At 49.5% G+C, this 21,205-nt stretch carries 18 protein-coding genes; 2 read left to right on the top strand and 16 right to left on the bottom strand.

The genetic code is table 11. The features are described from left to right. Window positions 1–170 precede the first annotated feature (170 nt). The 11 genes from ACKTSG_RS06525 to nagA all read right to left on the bottom strand — a co-directional run bounded on the left by ACKTSG_RS06525 (window position 171) and on the right by nagA (window position 12,009). The gene (locus ACKTSG_RS06525; RefSeq protein WP_407893132.1) at window positions 171–1,724 is read right to left on the bottom strand and encodes a glycosyltransferase; all 1,554 of its coding nucleotides are present in this window, start codon (window positions 1,722–1,724) and stop codon (window positions 171–173) included. Window positions 1,725–1,732: 8 nt separating this feature from the next. Continuing rightward, window positions 1,733–2,416: a class A sortase gene (locus ACKTSG_RS06520; RefSeq protein ID WP_407893130.1), complete on the bottom strand. Its 684-nt coding sequence runs from the start codon at window positions 2,414–2,416 to the stop codon at window positions 1,733–1,735. Continuing rightward, window positions 2,409–2,963 carry a DUF5067 domain-containing protein gene (locus ACKTSG_RS06515; protein ID WP_407893128.1) on the bottom strand — a complete coding sequence of 185 codons (555 nt, stop codon included), beginning with the start codon at window positions 2,961–2,963 and terminating at the stop codon, window positions 2,409–2,411. The genes ACKTSG_RS06520 and ACKTSG_RS06515 overlap by 8 nt, the downstream gene beginning before the upstream one ends. 314 nt (window positions 2,964–3,277) lie before the next feature. Further along, window positions 3,278–3,709, bottom strand: a complete 432-nt coding sequence (locus tag ACKTSG_RS06510; protein WP_407893127.1) for a hypothetical protein — start codon at window positions 3,707–3,709, stop codon at window positions 3,278–3,280. Beyond that, window positions 3,696–4,727, bottom strand: a complete 1,032-nt coding sequence (locus ACKTSG_RS06505; protein WP_407893125.1) for a WxLIP family cell surface protein — start codon at window positions 4,725–4,727, stop codon at window positions 3,696–3,698. The genes ACKTSG_RS06510 and ACKTSG_RS06505 overlap by 14 nt, the downstream gene beginning before the upstream one ends. Before the next feature lie 74 nt (window positions 4,728–4,801). After that, the gene (locus ACKTSG_RS06500; protein WP_407893123.1) at window positions 4,802–5,662 is read right to left on the bottom strand and encodes a WxL domain-containing protein; all 861 of its coding nucleotides are present in this window, start codon (window positions 5,660–5,662) and stop codon (window positions 4,802–4,804) included. A gap of 364 nt (window positions 5,663–6,026) precedes the next feature. Continuing rightward, a complete protein-coding gene (locus tag ACKTSG_RS06495; protein WP_407893121.1) occupies window positions 6,027–7,460 on the bottom strand; it encodes a helix-turn-helix domain-containing protein in 1,434 nt (477 codons plus the stop codon). 92 nt (window positions 7,461–7,552) lie between these two features. Then, complete coding sequence (locus ACKTSG_RS06490; RefSeq protein WP_407893119.1) at window positions 7,553–8,101, bottom strand: alcohol dehydrogenase; 549 nt, start codon at window positions 8,099–8,101, stop codon at window positions 7,553–7,555. Window positions 8,102–8,518: 417 nt separating this feature from the next. Next, window positions 8,519–9,136 (bottom strand): TetR/AcrR family transcriptional regulator, encoded by a 618-nt coding sequence (locus ACKTSG_RS06485; RefSeq protein WP_407893117.1) that lies wholly within the window; start codon window positions 9,134–9,136, stop codon window positions 8,519–8,521. 161 nt (window positions 9,137–9,297) lie between these two features. Next, window positions 9,298–10,482 carry an RNA-guided endonuclease InsQ/TnpB family protein gene (locus tag ACKTSG_RS06480; protein WP_407893115.1) on the bottom strand — a complete coding sequence of 395 codons (1,185 nt, stop codon included), beginning with the start codon at window positions 10,480–10,482 and terminating at the stop codon, window positions 9,298–9,300. 369 nt (window positions 10,483–10,851) lie between these two features. Beyond that, a complete protein-coding gene (nagA, locus tag ACKTSG_RS06475; protein ID WP_407893113.1) occupies window positions 10,852–12,009 on the bottom strand; it encodes an N-acetylglucosamine-6-phosphate deacetylase in 1,158 nt (385 codons plus the stop codon). Window positions 12,010–12,277: 268 nt separating this feature from the next. Here nagA and ACKTSG_RS06470 point away from each other — a divergent pair, with 268 nt between their 5' ends. After that, complete coding sequence (locus ACKTSG_RS06470; protein WP_407893111.1) at window positions 12,278–13,726, top strand: glycoside hydrolase family 1 protein; 1,449 nt, start codon at window positions 12,278–12,280, stop codon at window positions 13,724–13,726. 257 nt (window positions 13,727–13,983) lie between these two features. Continuing rightward, window positions 13,984–15,375, top strand: coding sequence for an amino acid permease (locus ACKTSG_RS06465; protein ID WP_407893109.1), 1,392 nt, complete (start codon window positions 13,984–13,986; stop codon window positions 15,373–15,375). A 58-nt stretch (window positions 15,376–15,433) separates the two neighbouring features. Here ACKTSG_RS06465 and ACKTSG_RS06460 read toward each other — a convergent pair whose 3' ends face one another. The 5 genes from ACKTSG_RS06460 to icd form a co-directional block, all read right to left on the bottom strand. Then, window positions 15,434–16,534, bottom strand: a complete 1,101-nt coding sequence (locus tag ACKTSG_RS06460; protein WP_407893107.1) for a cysteine desulfurase family protein — start codon at window positions 16,532–16,534, stop codon at window positions 15,434–15,436. Between the two features lie 12 nt (window positions 16,535–16,546). Then, on the bottom strand, window positions 16,547–17,635 hold the full coding sequence (nadA, locus tag ACKTSG_RS06455) for a quinolinate synthase NadA (protein ID WP_407893105.1): 1,089 nt from the start codon (window positions 17,633–17,635) through the stop codon (window positions 16,547–16,549). A 2-nt stretch (window positions 17,636–17,637) separates the two neighbouring features. Next, window positions 17,638–19,092, bottom strand: coding sequence for an L-aspartate oxidase (gene nadB, locus ACKTSG_RS06450; protein ID WP_407893103.1), 1,455 nt, complete (start codon window positions 19,090–19,092; stop codon window positions 17,638–17,640). A 265-nt stretch (window positions 19,093–19,357) separates the two neighbouring features. Next, window positions 19,358–19,735: a hypothetical protein gene (locus tag ACKTSG_RS06445; protein WP_407893101.1), complete on the bottom strand. Its 378-nt coding sequence runs from the start codon at window positions 19,733–19,735 to the stop codon at window positions 19,358–19,360. Between the two features lie 198 nt (window positions 19,736–19,933). Next, on the bottom strand, window positions 19,934–21,193 hold the full coding sequence (icd, locus tag ACKTSG_RS06440) for an NADP-dependent isocitrate dehydrogenase (RefSeq protein WP_407893099.1): 1,260 nt from the start codon (window positions 21,191–21,193) through the stop codon (window positions 19,934–19,936). Window positions 21,194–21,205: the final 12 nt, after the last annotated feature.

Here is a 21,205-nt window from a genome sequence, read left to right as displayed (position 1 = left end):
AAGCTGATTGTAATGGCTCATTAGGAAACCTCCGTATAATGGTGTTCTCAACAAACAACATTCTACGCTGTCTCCTAGTGGGTCAGTCTTATTTCTTAATGTTCCACTTCAATTGTAAATTCAAGTACAAAAAATCAACCAAAATCCTGTGCAACGTTCATAAAATATTTTTATTTTTCTGATACAAAACGTGCATAACCTGCCCAAACATTCGCCGCAGAGAATTGACTGCGCTGACGATAAGCACCAGCAGACAAGTTTTGTTGGCGGGTCGGATCAGCCAATAAGTCGAGCACCTGTTGCGCCAACCCATTGACATCCCCGTGTGGCACTAATTCACCATTGACGCCAGGTGTGATCATGTCACGTGGTCCGTAATCAACGTCGTAAGAGACTGCAGGAACGCCGTGGCTGAGCGCCTCTTCCAAGGCGATGTTGAACCCTTCTGTCGCAGAAGTCATCAACATCATGCCGGCGCGATCATAAACGGCGTCAAGATTTTTACGAAACCCCATGAATGCCACATCGTTATCCATTCCCGCTTGTAGCAATTCGGCGTGCAGCTGGGCCAATAGTCCTCGGCCAATATCGCCAGATGGTGCGCCATAAACTTCCAAATGCGCTTTGGGATTGTGACGATGGATCTTGATGAATGCATCGATCAGATCCAGCAACCCTTTTTCTGGGGAAATGCGGGTCACCGCGATCAACAAGCTCGCATCGCGACTGGCCCAGCTCACCACTGCCGGCATTGGATCGGCAATACCCACTGGTGCCACTGCCATTGGGGTCTTCAAGTCTGGATAGTCAGCTTGAATCGCCGCTTTTTGCCGACTGGTCGACACGATAATGCCGCTGAGGTCACCAGGATCAGCGAATTCACTCAGGTAGGCCGCTGGGTGCGTTTCCGGTTTGTATGGGGCATGCACCCGGTCATAGAAAGCTTGTTCTGATGCTGTGGCGGCGCTGGTATAAGCGCGGTGATCGTTATGCACCATTAAATACTTCTCTGCCGGCAATTGTGGGCTAGTTAACATCTCATGTTGATAGCCGCGATCATAGAAAAAGCGTGCCGGTTCTTGCGCAGCTAAAGTGTGCAAGAAAACGCCTTGTAATTCTGCCGCATGGGCATACACCGTACCATCAGCGCTCACCAGCTGCCGAATACCAAAATGGGAATCACCTTTATAGTCGACGTGCAAAACCGATTCACCATCTGGCGTGAAATAATCGTCAGCGTAATGTTTGCCAGTTGTTGAAAACAAACTACGCCGGCTAAGAAAGCCGCGGGAATCGTAACTGTCGGTGTGTGTGACCTTGCCATTGCCATCAACTACCAGCACTTGTTGAACTTGCTGAGTCGCTGTGGTGTATCGGACTTGCTTGACTACACGGCGATTGACAATCATATTGACCGCAGACACGTCACCTTCTACGCCAGCTGCACGCAATTCGGCAGTCGGTTCCACCACATCGCGCAACAACACCGGCTGACTGGAGAAGGTTTCGGCATGTTGTAGCCAATCAAACATGTTGCACAGCTGTGAATCGTTTAACCCAAAGCGCGCTGCGTCTTGATGGGCGTTGCGCGAATAGGTGAAGCGCAAGATCTTGGCCCGTTGGCCATATTTTTCAAACAGATGCAGTCGGTTCAACTGAGCTTGTTCAATACCAGTCAAACGCAAGTCGATCCCTCTGCCGACAAAATAATTCATTTTCCCCATAGGTTTTCTCACACATTCTTTTCGATCAAGGCTTGTAGCGACTTCGGCACTTCTGATAACTTCGCCGTGGCAGTCAGGCGCGCTTGGATCGCCAAGCGCCCAGTGCCATCGTCGTCACAGGTCACTAACGTCAATTCCGGTTGACTGGTTTCATTTAAAATGGATACTGCCGTGGCTTTAATGTATTTGCGCGCATAAATTTGATACACGTAAACTTTAGACATGTCGGACACATACACTTGCATGCCGACTTGCGATTTCACCAACGGCCCGAACAAGACGCGTTCGTCATTAGCCATATGATGACCGGCTAAAGCGTAGTTACCTTTACCCATGGTTTGCCCAGGGTTCAATGTGCCCGCGGCAAAAGCCAGTTGCGCATTACCCACCCCTAACACGATCGGCAGATTCAAATTCAATTCCGGCACCACCAACTTGCCCACCGCAGCGACGTCGTGTTTGGACACTGCCGCTTGACTCAAGCTCGCCAGTGACAAAGGTTTGACTTGATCGAATTGGTAAGTAGGTTTTTGTTTTTTGATCGCAGCTTTAACTGTCGTCGTAGATACCGTGACGGTATTATGCCGCACCACCCAAGCGGCAATGGCGTCTTGGGCAAGATATAAGCCCAACACCACCAACACCGCCACCAAAATGGTTGAGATCAGCGCTTGTTGCCAACGTTTATTCATCTGCTTTCACCTGCTTTAAGGTCCATGGCTTAATGGTTTCACGCGGCTTTTTGCCGACGATCATCGATACTGGCCGATTGCGACTTTCCAGGCGGTATGTCGCCACCATCGTCGCGGTTTCCCCGTCGCGCAACAAAATGTCAGAATTTTCTTGATAATTTTGCATCAAAAAACTCATTTGTCCTGAGGCGACGTCGGTTTTAGCCAACACGCTGGTGGTGCCGGCGTTGGTTTGTTGGGCAAACACGACGTTGGAATCCAGCACGTATTGTGGCCAGGCAGTTTCGCCGCCTTTATTAGTCAGCTGATATTGGACGATCAGCGTTGGCCGCTTCAAGAAATCCACCCCATAACTGAAGTGAAAATTCGACAACCGCAACTTCGAATTTGATCCAGATTGCGGGGCACTCGGCGCGCCGATCACGACTTTTTGTGGGGTGACTTGGCGCTGTAAATACCAGCCAAAGCCCAGCTTGCCCACTGCCAGCACGCTGACAAGCAGCACCAGCATAGCTAATATCAAGTTGATCCGTTTCCAAATGCGCATGCTGGGTTCCCCTTTTCCGGCAAGTTTGTGGTACGTGTATTTCAGTTCAGCGTCGTGCTTGAGTCAGCAACGTCAACGCAAATAGCTACGCTCAGCGGCTCGAGCCCAAAGACCGGGCTCTTCCTAGTTACGTTCGCGTCGTGCTTCCTCAAGCAACGTCGACGCAGATAGCTACGCTCACAAGCTCAAGCCCAAAGAGCGGGCTCAAGCTTGTGAGCTAGGCTATCTGGTTGACTAAGTACGCTTGAGGAAGCACTGGTACTAAAAAATGAGCGCTGTTTACCGTCTTGGCGGCACCCAGCGCTCGTTTTTGGTTATTTAGCTAACTTTCGCTCGGTGGTCAACACTTGCCAACCCATCATCAACCCCATGGCAATGCTTATCAGGACCAACACCATCGGCATCGTCGCGGTACCGGTTTGCGGTAGGCTTTGACGTGCACTGGTGTTTGGTAAGCTTTGACGGGTGGAAGTTGAGGTATCGGTTACCTTAGTTTTTTCGGGGGTGGTATCGACGACAACAGCGTTTTGGCCTTTAGCCGGCTCCCCTGTGTTGGCAACATCCCCGCTGGTATCAGCAAGTGGTAAGCGTGGATTGGCGGGATTAAGTGTTGGGTGGGTGAAGCTAACCACGGCACTTCCTGATTCAGTCGAATCAGCAGACACCGTGTAGCTCCCGACACTGAAGATCCCTAATAAAATGGTGACCACGAGCAAGAAGCGCTTATAAAAGTCACTCCTCGACACGGCGTTTGGCCTCCTTTCGACGTTTGATGAGTAAGATGATCACAATGATCAGCAGTAAGACGATGACTGCCAAGATCGCATATACCCACCATGGAATGTTCATCTGTGTAAGGTTATACCGCGCCGCATCGACGGTCGAAATATGGAAATTACGACTGAACTTCCAGACTTTAGTGCCCGAAAATTGCGGATCCGTGCTGGTATAAGTCACATGCAACGTGTAATCACCTGGTGCCACTGACCCATCCCAAGGTGTGGAAACGGTCCACGTTGAGTTCGGCGCAGCACTGGCTTTGTTGATCTCTAAAGCTTTCAAAGTCCGGTTTTGCCCACGCTTAGTAACGCGCGTGTCGATTTTGCCACTACGCAACATTGCTGGTTTGAAGTTTTGCAGCGTCGCGTCAACATTGGTTCCAGCGTAATTGTGATTGACTTTGACTTGCTTCAAGCGCAGATCAGGCTGAGTGTCGATGCCGTTAGACAAGCGGATCGCAACGGAATAACCATAAGTGTTGTGGATCCCAGCGGTTTTTGACTTTTTGACTACTGGCGTCACCCGTAGTGCCCCTAACAAAATGCCTTTAAATTGCTCCTTTGGCATGGTCATCGGCATGTGGAACAACGCGGTCGTATAAGCCGGAATCGTTAAGTGGCTGTATGACTTTGGAATATTGAACAGTGTCGGCACTGGATACTTGCTTGAACTGTCATAAGGTTTGTTAGCCTCAGTGTAGGAGATATGCGAACTTGCATCGGTGGTTGACGCGACAGTTTGTAAGTTGACTGTGAGTGCCTTTTTCCCAGAGTTAGCAAGTTTGACTAAAATTTCGGTACTTTGGCCAGGTTTCATTTCCAAGTCGTAGAAACCTGAATTGACGTTTACCTGGTATTTGTTGGTGACTGGGATCACAGATAATGGCACAGCTTGGGTATTTGCAGCTTTGACAGATTGCGTTCCGATCAAACTTACCATGACCAAAGTGAAAACAGCCACCAACCATTTGTTTAGTTTTCGCATATTCCCTCACACTTTCTCGAACCGTGACATATCATGCTTCTCCCCAATGTCACTGTTGTCATTTAATTCGTTTCTTAAGAGCCACCGCCTGGGTTAGTAGTTGTATCTGGCGTTTTATCTTGCGTTGTTGTACCTGTATCTGGAGCGGCAGTTAAAGTCCAGTTGATATCAGCTGTGTAGTCGCCCTTAGCAGGTGCTTGTGGTGTGGTCAATGTCACATCCTTAACCTTCCATTGTTGTTGCAAAGTCCCAGTTTGCTTACTGGTAACAAATTGTGCGGAACCGGTACCGGCGGTCAGCTTCACGCCAGTTTCTAAAGCATCTGTGCCAGAAACCCATGCATCAGTATCACTAGTGGCATCATATTTATCTAACACGTTGGTCCCACCGCCAAACGTGATAAACGCGCCTGGTAAAGTTGCGCCACCGGTAGTGGCTGTAAATTCACCCATAGTTGCGGATAATGACCAGCTAGGGTTAGTAGTGGCCACGTTGGTTACTTGGGTAAAGATCACCTGATCACCATTAACAGTGTAATCACTGGTCTTTTTATCGTCGCCTTGAGAAACCGGACGACTGCTATCATTGGAAGCCAACAGATTAACTTTTTGCCCAGCGCCTGTAGATTCTTGCGTCCCAAAGTTTAACTGAGAAGGAATAGCATCCAATGTCAATTCGCCGGTTTCACCAGTCGTATCGCTTGGGTTACTTGGGGTGATATCTTTACCTGGGTTTGATGGATCGTGGATTGGGGTTTTTTCATTCTTGGTAAAGGTGACATAAGCATGGCCTACTTCAGAAACACTGCCATCTTTTGTAGGATCAGGCCCAGCTTGTGGTGTGTCAGCCGCAAATACGGTGCTACCGACGAAGCTGCCACCTAATACTAATGCTGAGAATAAAGCTGCTGCAGATAATTTAGTTTTGTTGGTCATGATAGATCCCTCCATGTTTGTTTATGACTGACATCCAACCCTTGCTCAACTTGCGAACAAGTTTTAAATATTTAATTTATGCTTTTAGTATATCTAGAATTTCGCCACAAATTACTCATGTTTACATAAAATGCTTTTGAAAATTTGGAAAGTATAGATGTTTAAATTGAAACGTCCACATACAAATGGGCGATTTATGGGTTAAATGCGGCGATTTAAGGCGTTTATGGGGTTAACAATTTCGACGTCAAGCGATTTTTTCAAATTCATATTTTTAAAGATTAATTGAAATCCGTTGTTGAATTGTACCTACAATTTGAAATTCGCTCTATTTAAAAAGGAGACTGCATACGTCTCCTTTTCATTACCCAACTTCATTTAAGTGGGTCTGCTTTTCAACTAAGGTTTGGATCAAGCTTTCACGATATGGCGACAGCTCCAACGCATTGGGATACCAGGTGAAATCTGGTTGTTCATCGCGCAAGCTGTCGCGATTGCCAATGACGATATCACAAGTGGAAGCACTCACCCCAGCGACCCAAGGCACACAATTGATAAAACCGGTCAAGTCGTGATAACCTTCGCTCATTGGATCCACGGACAAACGCACTTGCAAGCGGCGATGCGACGATACCCCATCTAAGTATGGGCTGATCAAGGGGCCGAGAGTGGCGATAAAGCGTGCTTCGAACTTGCGGAAAACCTCAAACGTCGCTGTTTTCGGTAAGCTGGCCACCACTTGGCTGAGCAATTGTTCAAGCTCGGGTGTCACTGGGATCTGCGGGCCGCCAACATAATCTTGGGCTTGTGGCACCGGCCCTGAAGCGATCAAGAACCCATTGATCACGCGCAACAAGTTTAAGTAAAGATCATCATCTAAATCGCCGCATTCTTGGCGGTACACGCCAGCGACTAAAGTATCGATGACTGTCGATGATGAATCGTCTGTCAACAGTTGCAATTCCACTGCCGCCGCTTCCGGCACCCGCGTTTTCATATCAAAGCGTGGTTGACTGATCTGGAAAAAGTTGAACGCCGCCACATCCACTGGCATAAACGGTGGTCGCACTGAGCCTTGACGCAAACGATGCATTTTGATCTTGATATCAAAAGCATTCAAGCTTTCAGTAGGTTTGATCCGCGCTTGTTTGCCGACGCGCAAGTGGCTGATGGCCAGAAAGTACAGTTGTTGCAAATGGGTCAACGGCCGATCTTCCACAATGCTGATGGCATCAAACTCACTTTCCAGCTGCGCGCGATCGACAGTGGGAAACGGCCACACGATCCCGCGATACGCCCACCAGTACATGGTGAACAAGAAATAGCGAATGTTGACTTCGGACCCTTCAAAAGTGAACTTAGCCAGCTTCAACTTCAAGCCGTATTGCTTTAACAGATCATTGAGCGGTTTGACTTTTCGCGAGATCGTTGAGCGACTAACGAATTCTTGATCACAGAACTGATTAGGGCTAGGACTTGGCGATTTGATCATATAATCGATGATGTGATACACCAGCGAATGTTGCACCAAATTAGCGCGGTAGGCATCCAAGGAGATCGGCAAGTCGACGCCAGCCAGCATGGCGGTGCGAACATTCTCCCGAGGAACGCCAGACAGATCAACTAAGTCATCCAGTAATTCTTGAAACACGTTATAGGTGGGTTGATATTTACTGTTGAGCATCACTGCCAGATCGGTGATGGTGACGTCTTTGACATAAGGTCTGGCCAATACGGCATAGAGTTGGTACTTCAACCAATCGGCACGTTCTAGAAATAATTCTGCATAGTCGATCAAAGTCCCCACTCCCCCTGGTTTAGCTGCCTAGATGAATCGCCCCAACTTTTTTGCTACCGTCGATCATGGCCCTCACCTGATCAACATCTTCGTTACCGTTTGCGTGCGGCAACCACTGCCAATACCCGCTGTAAGCTGCGAGAATCTGGTGCCGCGTCTAATTGCCGTTGGACTTCCGGCGTCAAATACCGTTCTTCGGCTTCGCGACGCGCGGCAACAGCATCGCCGTAATTAACAAACATTTGATTGAGCACATAATGCCCGCGCAACATCAAACGCGCGACCCAGTGTGCAGAAGTCTTATCAAACGATACGCCAGGCACACCTGAGCGATTATTGCGCCGTGGGATCAACGAGGCTTGTAAGTTGACGCCATCATGGATCCCAAAACCAGCCCGTGAGCCAATGTGCGCGACAAAGGCCGGATTCTTATGGGCATTGACCACACTGACTTCGCGCCGCCAGCAGCCACAAGAGCTGGTGGAGCCATGGCGCAAGCGGTATCCATCAGTCACCACTGTATTGCCGCAATCGCAAGCACATTCCCATAGTGCATTACCATTGTGACTATCGCGACCTGCATACGCTGTAACGACTAAACGGCCAAAGCGTCGGCCGACCATATCGATTCGTTTTGTCATACCCATATTCCTCCTTCGTGCCTGCCAGCCCCCACTAGCAGTTTCCGCACATTTCGTTAATAAAAATATAAGCCTGATATGTGGTGTGTGGGGTTCAGCTTTTATAAGAATCCTTATACAGATTTGGATTTGTACTCCATTTCGGGAACAAATTGGCGTATGGCCATACCGACAAATGCCAAAAGACTAGGCTTTTGAAGCGGATTCAAAACATCTGCCTGTTATTTACCCAAAATTTGTTCACCGTCGTTAAACACTTGTCCCAGTGTCGTGACCCCACATTGCACCATCATCGTATCTGAATATTCTTTTCTGCTTATGATCATTTGTTCGCGTCTCGCACCAAATCGGCAGATCCTATACCTTTTTCAACCCACGAAAAAAGCGCCAAGCCTGCGCTTGACGCTTCATTTGAGACTATTTTTCGCAGCGGACACAACCAGCAGAAAGCCACTGCAATTGCCGCGCAACTTGTTGCTTTAACGTATCCACTGACCCTTTTTCCCCAGGTTGTTGGAAATATGCACTCATGGTTTGGATAAACATCCCCAGCACTTCGTCGATCAACAGATCAACTTCATCATCGGTTTGGACCTTGAGCTGGCTGCGGTCGAGATGCTCGCGTAAATACTTGGCCGCGCCTGCTTGCGGCTGCGCTGCCAAGCGCTTAGGGTCACGTTGTTGCACATAATCAAAGACATTGGCATAAAACGGCGCATAAGGTCCGGTGGCTAACATGTCGATCAAATGGTCAAACACAATGGCGATCGCGGAAAAAAAGTCGTGGTTTTCTTCGGTCAACACGTCTTGCATCCAAGCAAGGGTGCGATTTTGTTGCAGGCGCAACAAATAATCAAAAATATCGGCTTTGTCTTGGAAGTATTGATAGAAGCTTCGATGCGCCAATTGCGCTTGGCGAATGATATTGGAAACGCTAGCTTCAGGATAAGTCGCGCGGGCAAATTCGGTATACGCCGCTTGCACGATGCGCGCGCGTTTAGGCGTCGGTAAGCGATAAAATGTGGCAGTTGGCATCACAGAACCTGCTATATAAAATGTGGAAGAATGTCTAATGACACTAGTAAAGGATTATATATTTCCTTTCTTAGTTGTACATTCTGATTTCATTTGGTCCCGTTAACACCAGTATTCTTACGTCGGTATACACCTAGCAACATTGACTGGCTCTTGAACCTTTAGGACATAGCCTGCCCCTGAGCGTATTGAATCAAGTTTTGTACAGCATTTTCGTCGCGCTCAAGTTGAGCGCCGCAACCGTAACAATGAAACTCGTGATGTTTGGTCCTGTGAAGCGCATTACCGGCCAGCGTCAGTTTATCATCGCCTGTTTTCACCAAGCTACAGCGACTACACCGCTGTGTGCTCGGATAGAAACGATCAACTATCACCAACTGACGCCCGTACAACTGTGACTTTTCCTTCATCAGTATCTTGAAGCGACCAAACAACGAGCGATGTAACTTCTTCGCTAGTCGTTTGTTCATCTTCATGTGCTTGACGTCCAAGTCTTCAATGGCGATCGTGCCATTGGTTTGAACCAACAGGGTCGTAAACTTTTGCAAAAGGTCATTTTGAATCCGCGTCACTTTCTGGTAGGTCCGCTGTAACTTGGTTCTCGTTACGCGATAATTATTTGAACGATAGTGATTTGGATTTGCATGACGCTTGCGCGCAAGTCGCCGCTGATACAAGGATACTTGGTTATACAAACTAGCAAGTTGCTCAGTCAATACGCGGATGGCCGACATTGTTTCGCCGTCACTATAGACGAATTTACCAGTATTGGCATCAATACCACAAATCCGCTGGTTTTCAGGCAATGGATCAGGCTCTGCAATCTCGATGTTAAGACAAGCATAGTAACCATCTGCTTCTTTGACAATCGAAGCCAATTTGACAGGACCTGACCACCGCGGTGCTTCAGCTAAGCGGATGTCATACCAACCATCACAGTATCCTCGAGGTTTATCCAGCCGCAACTTGCCATTCACAATGGTTGCTCTGTCTGTTTTAAAGGCTTTGCGACTACGCTTTTTCGACTTAAACCGAGGTTTTTTATGATCTGGCATTTTAGGGTTGAAGAAATTTGCCCAGGCTCGGGCTAAATCGTGAACCGCCAATTGCAAGATTCGCGCTGAGCAGCCATACTGCCAATCAGCTTTGTTGGCGACCAATTCATCTCGAACCTTACGTTCATTGGGTCGCGCTGTCTTGTCTGCCAACACCACTGAAGCATCATACATCTCGTTCCAAGTAGCAAGCGCTTGGTTGTAACAATAGCGTCGGTAATCGCAGGCTTGGACAAATGCTCGGCGCATCGTCGCGTTTGGATAGCAGCGGATCTTGTGTGTTCTCAGCATGTTTTCACCTCCATTTCGCTTATAAACAGCATAGCAAATGAAGATGAAATTTCATTGTCAAGACAAGATGAAAGCCACCACCCTGTCTCCATGCATCAGTCAGAAATTTTTCACGAGTTTATCATCTTGTCACATTGTGTCGATCTGCCTTCCACTTGATTACTGCAGGTCGACGAAATGCTGCAAATTAACACATTAGGGCACATTGTTTAGTTACTGTAGAGCACCTCCAAAAGTAAAATTGTACGCTTATTCTAGCAAATATGGGTATCGGATAAATCGGCCTAAAGTCCTTGATTTTAGGAAAATCACCACCAAAAAAAGATCCCTAAATCACCGGGATCTTTTAAACGATACGATTTGATTGAATTAAGCTTGGTAGCGAGAAACGCCGTCCAGATAAGTTTCAGACAAAGTCATGTCTTTGTTCAAGACCAAGAAGTCAGCGTCGCGGCCTGGTAAGATGCTACCACACTTGTCGTCGATCTTCGAAGACTTGGCTGGGACATAAGCCCCCATCATCACTGCTTCTTCTGGGGTGTTTTGGTTCCAGTCGACAACGTTTTTGATGGCGTCGTTGAGCTTCAAGATGGAGCCGGCTAAGTTGCCGCCGTTCTTTAAGCGCGCGGTGCCGTCTTTAACGATCACTGGAAATTCGCCTAACATGTAGTCGCCTTCTGGCATCAAGCCAGCAGACATGCAGTCAGTGATCAAGGCGATGTGTTCTGGGGTCTTTTCTCTGATCAACGCGTCAGCAACTTCTGGGCGCACATGGTGGCCGTCACAGATCAATTCGTCGTCAACGATATTCATGAACATCGCGGCGCCGACCATCCCAGGTTCGCGGTGAGTCAAGCCAGACATGCCGTTGAAGGTGTGGCAAAATACCGTGGCGCCAGCTTCAACACAGGCTTTGGCTTGTTCAAAAGTGGCAGAAGAATGCCCTAAGGCGACGGCTTTGCCATCTTGGGCCATGTGCTTGACGAATTCAACAGCGCCATCGCGTTCTGGGGCCAAGGCCATTTTTTGTAACATGCCTTTGGCCGACTTTTGCCATTCGTCATATTCTTCAATGGACGGGTCGCGGAAGTACTTCGGGTTTTGCGCGCCTTTGTGTTCTTCAGTGAAGTATGGGCCTTCGAAATAAATCCCTTGGATCTTCGCGCCAGTTTCTTCGCCAGCATGTTCGCCGATGGTTTTGCATACGGCGTTCAATTGGTCAAAAGGACCAGTCAAAGTCGTTGGCAACCAGCTGGTGACACCAGTTTTCAACAAGCCTTCAGACATTTCGTTGATGCCTGCCCAGTCGTTGTCCATCACGTCATGGCCTAAAGAACCATGGATATGGGTGTCGACCAACCCTGGGGCGATCCATTGATCCCCATAGTCTTTGATCTCGCCAGTTGGCTTTTGGCCATAAGTTGGGATGTAGTCCCCAAACTTGCCGTCGTCAGTGATTTCAAGCCAACCACCGTTTTCAGTGGTGTTCTTCAGGAAAAACTTGTCCGCATGGATGTAGTAGCTCATTAGATGATCTCCTTCATAGAAGTTTGCCGTTTCTCAACAGTTACAGTGTAGCACGGAAACTGGTAGTGGTCTAGGCCAAAAAGTCTCACCGCTTTGATTTATTGCCTTGCTAATCGACCCAGTAAAAGCCCAAGGCAACTTTGTGGTCAAGATACCATGCAAACTGGCAATTTGCAACTTCTGCGCCTACTGAAAGCACCATTGGCTTGGTTTTGGCGGGGTTGTGTTACAATAACGGTAGCGCTTACGCTGAAAGGAGTATACTTTTATGAGTTTTCCAAAGCATTTCTTATGGGGCGGCGCCACTGCTGCCAATCAACTTGAAGGCGGCTGGCAAGCAGGCGGCCGTGGCCCGTCGATCGACGACGCGTTACCTGGTGGCAAAGATCGGCTGAAGATCGTCCAAGACCCGAATTTTGATTGGACCATCGATGAGACGAAATATACCTATCCCAACCATGAAGGGATCGATTTCTTCCATCATTACAAACAAGACATCGCCATGTTTGCCGAAATGGGCTTTAAATGCTATCGCTTTTCGATCGCTTGGAGCCGGCTGTTTCCCCAAGGCACGGAAGACAACGCCAATGAAAATGGGCTGGCCTTTTATGATGATGTGATCGCGACTTGCTTGAAGCACCATATCGAGCCTGTCATCACCTTGTCGCATTACGAATTGCCACTGAATTTGGCGGTGAACTATGGCGGCTGGAAAAACAAACAGCTGATCACGTTCTTCAAGCGCTTCGCCGACACGGTGATCCAACGCTGGGGCGATCAAGTCAAATACTTCCTCACCTTTAATGAGATCAACTCCGCCGCACATTTCCCTGTGTTGTCGCAAGGCATGGTTGGCGACACGCCAAAAAAGGCGATCTTCCAAGCTTGGCATAACCAATTCGTCGCGTCAGCTTATGCAGTCCAAACTGCGCGGCGCGTGAACCCAAAGATCCAAATGGGCAACATGATCATTTATGCCACCAGCTATGCGTACAATGCCAATCCAGTCAACCAACTGGCCAACTTGCAACACAATCAAGACTTCAACTTCTTTTGTGCCGATGTACAGGTGCGCGGTGAATACCCCGCATACACCCATCGCTATTTAGCTGAATTTGGTTTGACTGAAGCCGACTTGGATCGTACGCCTGAAGAATTGGCGCTGCTTAAAGACTATCACGTCGATTTTCTAAGCTTTTCTTATTATATGTCCAGCGCGACAGAAGTGACTGGTGAAACCAAAGATACCGTTGCTGGGAATTTAATGGGTGGTGTCAAAAATCCATACCTCAAAGCCAGCGACTGGGGTTGGCAAATCGACCCAACTGGCTTACGCATTGCGTTGAATGAATTATATGACCGCTACCAAGTGCCAGTATTCGTGGTGGAGAATGGTTTAGGCGCACATGACCAAGTCGAAGCTGATGGGCGCATTTTTGATGACTATCGCATTGATTATTTACGCGATCACATCAAAGCCATTGAAGGCGCTTTGGCTGATGGCGTGCCGGTAATGGGGTACACCCCTTGGGGCTGCATCGATTTGGTGTCAGCATCCACTGGGGAAATGTCCAAGCGCTACGCCTTCATTTATGTCGACCTCGACGATGAAGGCAAAGGTTCAGGCGCGCGCAGCCGCAAAGAATCCTTTGCTTGGTATCAGCGGGTGATCGCCACTAACGGCGCGAACTTGTCTAGCGACGATCTCGATTATTAAGTGATGAACGATCAGGTACTTGCAGGTGCCTGATTTTTTGTTGCACGAATCAGCGGCGACTTCACAAATAGGGTAATATCCTCTTAACAGCTTATAGATGAATTCTATTCATCTAAATCTTGATAAATTTCACGTTCTTCACTTAAGCCCGTCACGACGCGTTTTCATTAAGGTATTCAAGCCGTGGCACGTTGCACCAGCGCTTTTTGGCCGGTACCATAGAAAGCGTGAGATTTTTTCAGAAAGTAGGAGAATGCATGGCAAGCAAGCAAAACGCAGATGGCACCAAACGTGAATTGACCAAACGACATGTGCAAATGATCGCCTTAGGTGGCACCATCGGCACTGGGTTGTTCTTAGGTGCCAGCAATTCCATCATGAAAACCGGCCCATCGATTTTGCTGGTTTACTTGATCTTAGGCGTGATCTTCTTCTTGATGATGCGCGGGATCGGGGAAATGATGTACCACGATCCTGATAAACATACGTTCATTTCCTTTATCGGTAAATATTTAGGCAACACCGTTGGCTACTTTGCTGGCTGGACTTATTGGCTGGGCATTATTTTCGTGGCGATGGCTGAACTGACGGCGGTGTCGAAATACGTCCAGTTCTGGTTCCCGAGTTGGCCGACTTGGGCGATCCAAATCGGCGTATTAGCGATTTTAGTGTCGATCAACTTGATCGCCGTTGGGTTGTTTGGTGAAGCGGAGTTTTGGTTTGCCATGATCAAGATCACCGCGATTGTCGTGATGATCCTTGTCGGGTTGGTGTTAGTCTTCACCAATTACAAAACGCCAGTCGGCCACGCCAGCTTTGGCAATATCACCCGCGGCTTTTCCATGTTTCCAAACGGCGTGATGAGCTTTATTGCCGCCTTTCCAATGGTATTTTTTGCCTTTCAAGGCATGGAATTTATCGGCATCACCACCAGCGAAACCCAAGATCCCCGCAAAGTGTTGCCAAAAGTGATCAACGAGATCATTTATCGGGTGTTGTTGTTTTACATCGGCGCCATCGCGATCATCATGGCCATCTACCCATGGCATTCTCTTGACCCGACCCAATCGCCTTTCGTGCAAGTCTTCCAATTAGCCGGCATGAAAGCTGCCGCCGCCGTGATCAACTTTGTGGTGTTGACGGCTGCCGCTTCGGCGTTGAACTCATACATGTATTCAGCTGGCCGGCATTTTTACCAGTTGGCCTTAGACACCAAGCACTCGAAATTCATGGCGCATTTCCGCAAAATTTCGCGCACCGGCGTTCCTGCGCGTGGCATTTTGTTCTCAGCCATATTGGTGTTGATCGGCCCGATCCTCAACTCGCTGCCACAGATCACTGACGCCTTTGCGTTTATCACCAGTGTGTCGTCTGATCTGTACATTATCGTGTACTTGTTGACGATGATGGCGCATCGCAAGTATCGCCAATCGGTCGACTTTGATCCTGAAGGCTTCTTAATGCCGGCATACAAATTCACCAGTCCCTTGGTGATCGGCTTTTTCGCTTTGATCTATGCCAGCTTGTTTATCACTGGCTCGCAAGCCATTTGGCCAGCGATCGGCGGGTTAGTTTGGACCGTGGGCTTTATGACCATCATCAAGTTGATGGATCGCCAAGCGGCTGTGAGTATGAACCCAGAAGACTAAATCAATGACATATAAAAATCGCGCCTGACTCGTGAAAACGGATCAGGCGCGATTTTTGTTAAGCGTAACGTTCATTTAATACGGCAACCACTTGGTCCACTTCTGCTTGCGTGTTGCTTGGCCCAAGCGACACGCGAATATACCGCGCCGCTTGGTCAACGCTTAGCCCAAGGGCTTGCAACGTTTTGTCTGGCCGTGGGTCTTTGATACTGCAAGCACTGACGGTGGACAAGCAAATGCCATGTTGCCCCAACCAAGTCGCGGCTTCTTGGCCTTGGGTGTGCGGCAACAACAATCCGATGATCCCAGGATAGCCAGCATTTGGCACCACTGGCGTAATGGTATCCGCAAGCTTGCTCAATAGCCGATCCCGCAGATCAGTGAGCTTCGCTAAGCTAGCATCGCGCGCCGCCATCGCCGCTTCTAGCGCAGTTTCGGCACTGACGATTCCAGGGACATCCATGGTGCCAGGCAAGTAGCCATTTTGTTGAAAAACGTTGTGAAATCGGGGTTGGGACATCACAGCTGGTGATAAATATACAAAGCCACAACTTTTCGGGCCATTGAACTTGTGGGCGCTGACGGCAAATCCGGCCAGATCAGCTAACGCCAGCGGCACTTTGGCGACGCCTTGCACTGCATCCACAAACATCGGGACGCCTTGAGCTTGCGCCACCGCATTTAACCCCGTGACGTCTTGAGTGATGCCAGTGATGGCGTTGACCGCTTGCACGACCACCAAAGCAGTATCTGCACTCAGCGTTGCGCTTAACGCCTCAGGGGTCACGTGCCCTTTGGCATCCACTGGCAATTCGCGCATGGTGTAGCCTTCAAGGCGTACCAAGCGGTCGATGATCTCATAAACTGATGAATGCTCCAACGGGCTAACTAAGAGCTCGCGATGCGTGCTGCCTTCAGCCAGCGCTTGGATCCCTAATTGATTGGCTTCGGTGCCGCCACTGGTGAAGATCAACCCGTCTGCTGGCACGTTCAACAAACCGGCAACTGCCAGCCGAGCCTCTTGCACCAACTGGCCGGCATCATTGCCAGCGCGATGCAAACTTTCGCTATTGGCATAAAAATGTCTCGCCACTTCGGCATACGCCTCTAGCGCCGCTTCGCTCATCGGCGTGGTGGCGGCGTGATCAAAATAGATCATGACTTTTTCCTCCTAGCTCAGAGCCAACATGCGATCCAAAGCGACTTTGGCCCAGTGTGCCGTTTGGGCGTCGACAGTGATCACATTGGCATCACGGCCAGCACTTAATTCATCCATCGTCCAAGCTAAATGCGGCAAGTCGATGCGATTCATCAAAATGCAAGCACACGAATATGGATTCAGGTACATGACTTTTTTGTCAGGGTAGGTGTGGATCAAGCGGCCCACCAAATTGTTGTCGGTCCCTACCGCGATGCGGGTGCCTGCTGGGGCTTGTTGAATGTAGTGGATCAAGTCCCCAGTGGATCCTGAAGCGTCGGCGGCCATCACCACTTCATGCTTGCATTCTGAATGCACGATGACTTTGATGTCTGGATACTTGGCGCGCAAACTCGTGATCTGCTCGACGGCAAACTGTTGATGGACAGAACAATAGCCATTCCACAGCACCACCCGGTAGTCGCCAGGGGTTGCCAATCGGCCAGCTTGCGCATCCCACAACCCGATTTGTGTTGCTGGCACGCCTAATGCCATGGCAGTGTTGCGACCGAGATATTGATCCGGTAAAAACAACAAATGTTTGGCTTGATTCAGCGCCCAGGTGACGATTTTTTTGGCATTGCCGCTGGTGACGACTACCCCGCCATGTTCGCCGACAAATGCCTTGATCGCCGCAGTCGAATTCACATAAGTCACTGGAATAATGGTGTCGCCATATTGCGTGGTCAAATCCTGCCAAGCCGCGTTGAGTTGGTAGGAATTGGCCATGTCCGCCATGGAACACCCTGCCATTGGGTCAGGCAAGATCACGTCTTGATCGTCGCCAGTTAAAATATCAGCAGTTTCGGCCATAAAATGCACGCCACAAAAGACGATTTTTTGCGCGGTGTGGTTGCTGGCGGCAATTTGCGCCAACTTCAGCGAATCCCCAGTGGCGTCAGCAAATTGCACCACTTCATCTTTTTGATAATGATGCGCCACTAACAACAAGCGCTCGCCAAAGTCCGCTTTGATGGCTTGGATCCGCGCGATCTGGTCGGCTGGATCTTCATCATAGTAGCGGCTGAATGCTTGTTTTTGTTTCAATTCGGTCAACAGCATGGTTAGGCCTCCTTCACGTAATGCGCCCCTAAGCTCTTCGGCTCAGCCAAAGCCGCTTGAGCGATCAGTTGACTGCACAAGCACAAATTCGCGACCGTTAGTTCATCTGCTGACCAAGTCAACACATCCACTTGGTCATAATTGAACTGACTCAGCCACCCTAAAAAGTCGTGCAACTGCTCGCGGGTGCGCTCGACGCCCAGTTCTTCCCAAGCGCGGTGTTGCAAGGTTTCCAAACTCGGCAGTTGTGGCACGACTGGGCGACTTTGCGGCAACGGCAAGTCGGGCAAGTTTTCCGCTGGCAATTGATCGATCGCGTCGGCCGCTTTTTGGCCGCTGACCAAACAATCCAACAGCGAGTTGCTGGCTAAGCGATTGGCGCCATGCACCCCGTTGCACGCGACTTCACCGACTGCCCAGAGCCGGTCGATCGAAGTTTGCGCATTGAGATCCGTGTCCACGCCACCCATCATGAAATGCGCGCCTGGCTGAATGGGAATGCGCTTGGTTTGGCGAAACGGGACATGATGGTTGTCCAGATTGTCAGAAACACCGGGAAAATGCTGTTCAAAATCTTTGACCGCAGAAATATCCAAAAATAGCTGATGGCCTTGTGCTTGCCAAGCGGTCAAATGCCGCGCCACCACGTCACGCGGCGCCAGATCTTGACGCGGCACGCCCGCCATGATGTGGTGATCATTTTCATCGACTAACACGGCGCCAGCGCCGCGGATCGCTTCGGTGATCAAGCCATAACAGCGGTGATTCAAGCTCAACAGCGTCGGGTGAAATTGAACAAACGCCATATCCGCCAAATGGGCGCCAGCGCGCGAAGCCAACGCGATCCCATCTCCTGTCACCGTGTGGTCATTGGTGGTAAAATCAAACAAATTCCCTAACCCGCCTGTGGCCAATACCACCGCATCAGCCGCCAACGTTTCTTGCTTGCCAGTAGCCAAATGCCGCACCACCACGCCTTGGCAACGGTTGTCCGATACCGCCAAAGCCAAAGCTTCCGTGTGCGTCTCCCAAGTCACATCATGCAACAAACTTTGCACAAAGCTCGTCAACGCTTCGCCGGTGCGATCACCATTGGTATGTAAAATGCGGTGGAAGCTGTGCGCGCCTTCCAAGCCAAAACTCAAACTGCCGTCTGCTTGCCGGTCAAAAGGCATCCCTTTTTGGATCAATTGTTTCAATAATTGTGGGCCGGTGGTCACCAACTGTTTGACGGCGCGTTCTCGGTTATGATAAACCCCCGCTTTCATCGTGTCGGCTTCATGGGCTTCAGGACTGTCGCCTGGATCCAAAGACGCGGCAATGCCGCCTTGGGCCAGCATCGAATTGCTGGCGCGCTGATCGGCTTTGGTCACGATCACGACGTCACAAGTCGCTTGTAACTGGGTCGCCACATAACACCCAGCTAACCCGCCACCTACAATGATCACTTTTTTCATGAAAGCCTGCCTCCTGCGTGCAACTGCTTTTGAATAATTGCAATTTAATATATTTACATCGGTGTATGGACACTATGAGTTCATTTGTACACCATTGCGTACAGACACGCAATGTTTACGCTTGGAAATCGCCGATATCGCGGCTTGGCACAACCACACTTGTGCCAAACTTTGCCGTCAACAACAAAAAAAGCCTTTTTGGCAAAAGACTTCCGCGAGACGTTCAAAATAAAAAGCTTCCGCCAAATGACGAAAGCTCAATGCCTTAACACACCCCAGTGCGCGTGGCGACCAGCAGCGTTAACTCGTCGCAAAGTTCCGCGACAGTATGTGCAGCTGGGAAAAATTGCAAGTTTTCTGGTCGTGATGCCTGCCATTGACTTGCTGAATATCTTGGGGCTTTATGCGCGATCGCTTGCGCATTCAAGCCCAACTCGTCTGCAAGCCCCCACAAGCGGCGTAATTGCGCCAAACGCAATTGGTTGGTGTAGTGGCCCACCACTAACACCGCCGCCATCCATAAGCCATAAGCCAACATGCCAGCAACAAACGATTCAAACACCAAAACAATGATCACATGCATCATCAATAACCCGATCACCATGATCATCAATTCCAATGCTTTTAACGTGCGTCGTTTCATCACTGTCACCTCCACCATTCAAGATACACGCCTCTTGTTGGACACTCAAGCAATGTGACAGAACTGTTAGTTGGTGGCACAAAACCAGTTGTGCACAAGCATTTCCAATATGACAGCCGCAAAACCACGCACAAACGCCTTGCCACCGCGATCCAAACCACGAATCGAGGTGCCAAGGCGCACAGATAATCAGCTAAATTACAAATGTTGGGCCACATAAGTCCCAAACCCTTGCGTGCCGAGCACTGATGCTTGGGCACTAGTGGCAAAGTCTTGGGTCACATGTTGGCTTTGGATCGCGGCGGCAATGCCTGAGCGGATCAAATCGGCGGCTTGGCCCCAACCGATATAATCAAACATCATCGCGCCACTTAACATGATCGACGTGGGGTTTAACAGATCTTTGCCGGCAAACTGCGGCGCCGTGCCGTGAGTCGCTTCAAAAATCGCTTGGCCGGATTCATAGTTGATATTGGCCCCAGGCGCAATGCCAATGCCACCAACTTGTGCAGCTAGCGCATCAGACAAGTAATCGCCATTGAGATTCATGGTGGCCAACACTTCAAAATGATCTGGGTGCAGCAAGGTTTGTTGGAAACAATTGTCGCAAATAATGTCGTTGACGATGATTTTGCCTGCCGCTTTGGCCTGCGCTAACGCCGCGTCAGCCGCCGCTTGCCCAGTCGCTTTTTGGATCTGTACGTATTGATTCATGGTAAAGGTCACATCCCCGAAGTGCTGTTCGGCTTCGGCATACCCCCAGCGCTTAAACCCGCCTTCAGTTTGCTTCATGATGTTGCCTTTATGCACCAAAGTCACAATATGGCGATCATGCTTTAACGCATGGGCGATGGCCGCATGCACCAACCGCGCTGAGCCTTGTTGGGACACTGGCTTCAGGGCCAACGCTGACGTTTCTGGAAAGCGCACTTTATCGCTTTGGCCTTGTTTTGCTAACAGGTCCAACCAAGCTTTGACTTCTGGTGTACCAGCGGCAACATCAATGCCAGCATAAATGTCTTCGGTGTTTTCGCGGAACACATCGATATCGACTAATTCAGGATGTACCACTGGCGCAGGCACCCCTTTGAAGTATTGTACCGGGCGAAAACATGCATAAAGATCCAAGGTTTGGCGCAAGGTGACATTGATCGAGCGATGCCCTTCGCCTACCGGGGTGGTCAGTGGCCCTTTGATCGCCACTAAATGTGACTTCAACGCGTCAACAGTGGCTTGTGGCAGCCACTCGCCAGTGGCTTTAAACGCTGATTCGCCGGCTGCAAGCGGCAACCAGTCGACGGCGCGTTGGCCTTGATAGGCCTTATTGACTGCGGCGTCAAAAACTTTTTGCGCCGCTTGCCAAATTTCAGGCCCGATCCCATCGCCTTGGATAAACGGGATCTGCGGATGATCTGGGGTATTTAATTGGTGGTTTGACATGGTAATGGCTTGACTCAAAATGCGCCTCCA

Source organism: Lacticaseibacillus salsurae (assembly GCF_045862175.1).
Classification (GTDB): Bacteria; Bacillota; Bacilli; order Lactobacillales; family Lactobacillaceae; genus Lacticaseibacillus; species Lacticaseibacillus salsurae.
This window is presented reverse-complemented; position numbering and strand designations above follow the sequence as displayed.

Bases quoted from the DNA above. Each gene is read 5' to 3' on its own strand.
- nadB (WP_407893103.1), bottom strand. From the start codon at position 19,092: ATGAAAAAAGTGATCATTGTAGGTGGCGGGTTAGCTGGGTGTTATGTG.
- ACKTSG_RS06485 (WP_407893117.1), bottom strand. From the start codon at position 9,136: ATGCCAACTGCCACATTTTATCGCTTACCGACGCCTAAACGCGCGCGC.
- ACKTSG_RS06480 (WP_407893115.1), bottom strand. From the start codon at position 10,482: ATGCTGAGAACACACAAGATCCGCTGCTATCCAAACGCGACGATGCGC.
- ACKTSG_RS06470 (WP_407893111.1), top strand. From the start codon at position 12,278: ATGAGTTTTCCAAAGCATTTCTTATGGGGCGGCGCCACTGCTGCCAAT.
- ACKTSG_RS06445 (WP_407893101.1), bottom strand. From the start codon at position 19,735: ATGAAACGACGCACGTTAAAAGCATTGGAATTGATGATCATGGTGATC.
- ACKTSG_RS06465 (WP_407893109.1), top strand. From the start codon at position 13,984: ATGGCAAGCAAGCAAAACGCAGATGGCACCAAACGTGAATTGACCAAA.
- ACKTSG_RS06460 (WP_407893107.1), bottom strand. From the start codon at position 16,534: ATGATCTATTTTGATCACGCCGCCACCACGCCGATGAGCGAAGCGGCG.
- ACKTSG_RS06500 (WP_407893123.1), bottom strand. From the start codon at position 5,662: ATGACCAACAAAACTAAATTATCTGCAGCAGCTTTATTCTCAGCATTA.
- ACKTSG_RS06490 (WP_407893119.1), bottom strand. From the start codon at position 8,101: ATGACAAAACGAATCGATATGGTCGGCCGACGCTTTGGCCGTTTAGTC.
- ACKTSG_RS06520 (WP_407893130.1), bottom strand. From the start codon at position 2,416: ATGAATAAACGTTGGCAACAAGCGCTGATCTCAACCATTTTGGTGGCG.
- nagA (WP_407893113.1), bottom strand. From the start codon at position 12,009: ATGAGCTACTACATCCATGCGGACAAGTTTTTCCTGAAGAACACCACT.
- nadA (WP_407893105.1), bottom strand. From the start codon at position 17,635: ATGCTGTTGACCGAATTGAAACAAAAACAAGCATTCAGCCGCTACTAT.
- ACKTSG_RS06505 (WP_407893125.1), bottom strand. From the start codon at position 4,727: ATGCGAAAACTAAACAAATGGTTGGTGGCTGTTTTCACTTTGGTCATG.
- ACKTSG_RS06515 (WP_407893128.1), bottom strand. From the start codon at position 2,963: ATGCGCATTTGGAAACGGATCAACTTGATATTAGCTATGCTGGTGCTG.
- ACKTSG_RS06525 (WP_407893132.1), bottom strand. From the start codon at position 1,724: ATGGGGAAAATGAATTATTTTGTCGGCAGAGGGATCGACTTGCGTTTG.